This window comes from Paenibacillus sp. J31P13, from assembly GCF_056269295.1.
Genome location: NZ_JBWDNR010000025.1, coordinates 1 through 2,045 on the forward strand (window position 1 = coordinate 1; position 2,045 = coordinate 2,045).

A 2,045-nucleotide genomic window follows, 5' to 3' on the forward strand; every position below is an offset into this window, starting at 1 on the left:
CAAGCAGATGGAATACACTGCGGACTGGGTAACGCTGTTCGCCGGGGTGACCATTTCGATGATCCCATGCATTATTATTTATATGCTGTTTCAAAAGCTTCTGATGGAAGGCGCGACGATGGGGGCGGTGAAGGGATAGTGGATAGTTTGAAAGCAAGCTATAAGCTAATTGCACTTGATTTGGATGGGACCTTGTTAACCGATGACAAAAGAATTACCGATGAGTCCAAAAAGTGGCTTCGTTATGCGGTCGATCATGGGGTTACAGTTATCTTCTCGACCGGAAGAGGAATGCAAACGGCGAAATCCTATTGGGAGGAGCTGGAACTGAATTCTCCGATGGTGCTCCTGAACGGGGCAGAGATTTGGGAAGGGCCCGGGCGGTTGCGAAAGCGTTCATTTTTGCCGAGGGAGGAACTGCATCGTCTTCATGAGATCGCAGTCTCAAGAGCAGAATGGTATTGGGGTTACAGCGTGGAAAGTCTAACGAGCGACAAAGACTGGACTCCAGAATTGCTTGAGCGGAATTGGATGAAGTTCGGTATCGGAACCAACGATGCCAAGAAGCTGGCAGAAATTCGCAAAGAGCTTGAAGGCTGGGAAACATTAGAGATTACCAGATCTATGCCAATAAATCTTGAAATTTCGGTCAAGGGTATCTCCAAGATGAGCGGAGTGCAAGAGATATGCGACATTCTCGGGATAGCCATGTCGGAGGTGATGGCAGTGGGTGACAGCGATAACGACCTTCGATTGCTTCAGGCGGCAGGGCTCGGAGTAGCTATGGCTAATGGAGAGGAACATATCAAATCACAAGCGGGCGCGATAACCGCTTCAAATAATGAGGATGGCGTTGCCTTGGCTATCCGAAGGCATGTGTTTCAACTAGAGTAACCTAATTGTATGGAGAAGCGCATCATGGCTAGGAGGGCTGTTGAATGATGGGGCTGCTCGAGCAATTCATAGCGAAGCCGGAAAGTATTTGGCAGATTAGCTATTTGGATTTGACCATTCGTATTATACTTGCGTTTGTCCTTGGGGGGATAATTGGGCTGGAACGGGAGTGGAGCAACCACGCAGCGGGGTTTCGGACCCACATCATGGTTTGCGTCGGTTCGGTTTCCATCATGCTGCTCTCAATTTATGGTTTTTCTGATTTTGTTTCTGAAGTGAATGTAAGAGTCGATCCCGCTCGGCTTGCCGCTCAGGTGATCAGCGGGATAGGTTTTTTGGGTGCTGGAGCTATTCTTCGCAATGGACTGACAGTATCCGGATTAACCACGGCTGCCTCGATCTGGGTTGTTGCGGCCATTGGCTTATGTGTGGGAGCAGGATTTTATTACGTTGCAGTTCTTTGTACGATATTGGTCTTTATTATATTGCAAGTGTTGAATCGGTGGGAGCGAAGATTGAAGCGCTCTCGTACTGATCACGAAATTATTGTAAAGGTACATAATCATCCGGGCATTCTTGGGGAAATTGCAATGGTGCTCGGAGAAAAAGGCATTCTCATAAAAAATGTGAGAACACACCAAAGCGAAAAATGGATGGAGGACGAGACGGAATATTACCTTTCTCAACTCGTATTTCGAGTCAAAATCGGCAATAGCAACAGTCTAATAGCAGCGCTGGATCACATTAATGGAATAAAAGGCGTGTTAGCTATCGATATGAATCATAATTTAGACAGCAAGCCGCAATCTATGAACAAAACTAAACCTACAATAGCAGGTTGAAAACAAAAATATAACCGTAGTGATTTACAAAATATTATTAATCTTATGACAATCTGATAACAAAGGGTCAATAGAATAGTTTATATAAATCAAATATATTTATTAATGGGAGGTTTATCGATTTATGAACACCAAGCTTAGAAAATTTTTTTCCATTAGTCTAGTTACAATGATGGCACTGGTAACAGCATGTAGTAACAGCGGTAACAACAGCAGCAATGACAAAACAGAGGGTACAACACCTGCGGGCAGTACGCCGCCAGCGGAAGTCGAGGTTTATGAAAATGGATTGCCAAAGGATGAGAAGAT

Annotated in this window: 2 protein-coding genes and 1 pseudogene; all 3 read left to right on the forward strand. The window is 45.1% G+C overall.

Annotated features, from left to right (window positions below):
• Window positions 1–66 precede the first annotated feature (66 nt).
• Window positions 67–894 (forward strand): Cof-type HAD-IIB family hydrolase, encoded by an 828-nt coding sequence (locus AC0YOD_RS28970; RefSeq protein WP_475802800.1) that lies wholly within the window; start codon window positions 67–69, stop codon window positions 892–894.
• A gap of 44 nt (window positions 895–938) precedes the next feature.
• On the forward strand, window positions 939–1,736 hold the full coding sequence (locus tag AC0YOD_RS28975; protein ID WP_475802799.1) for an MgtC/SapB family protein: 798 nt from the start codon (window positions 939–941) through the stop codon (window positions 1,734–1,736).
• 124 nt (window positions 1,737–1,860) lie between these two features.
• Window positions 1,861–2,045 (forward strand): annotated as a pseudogene (locus AC0YOD_RS28980) (ABC transporter substrate-binding protein); the annotation flags it as partial.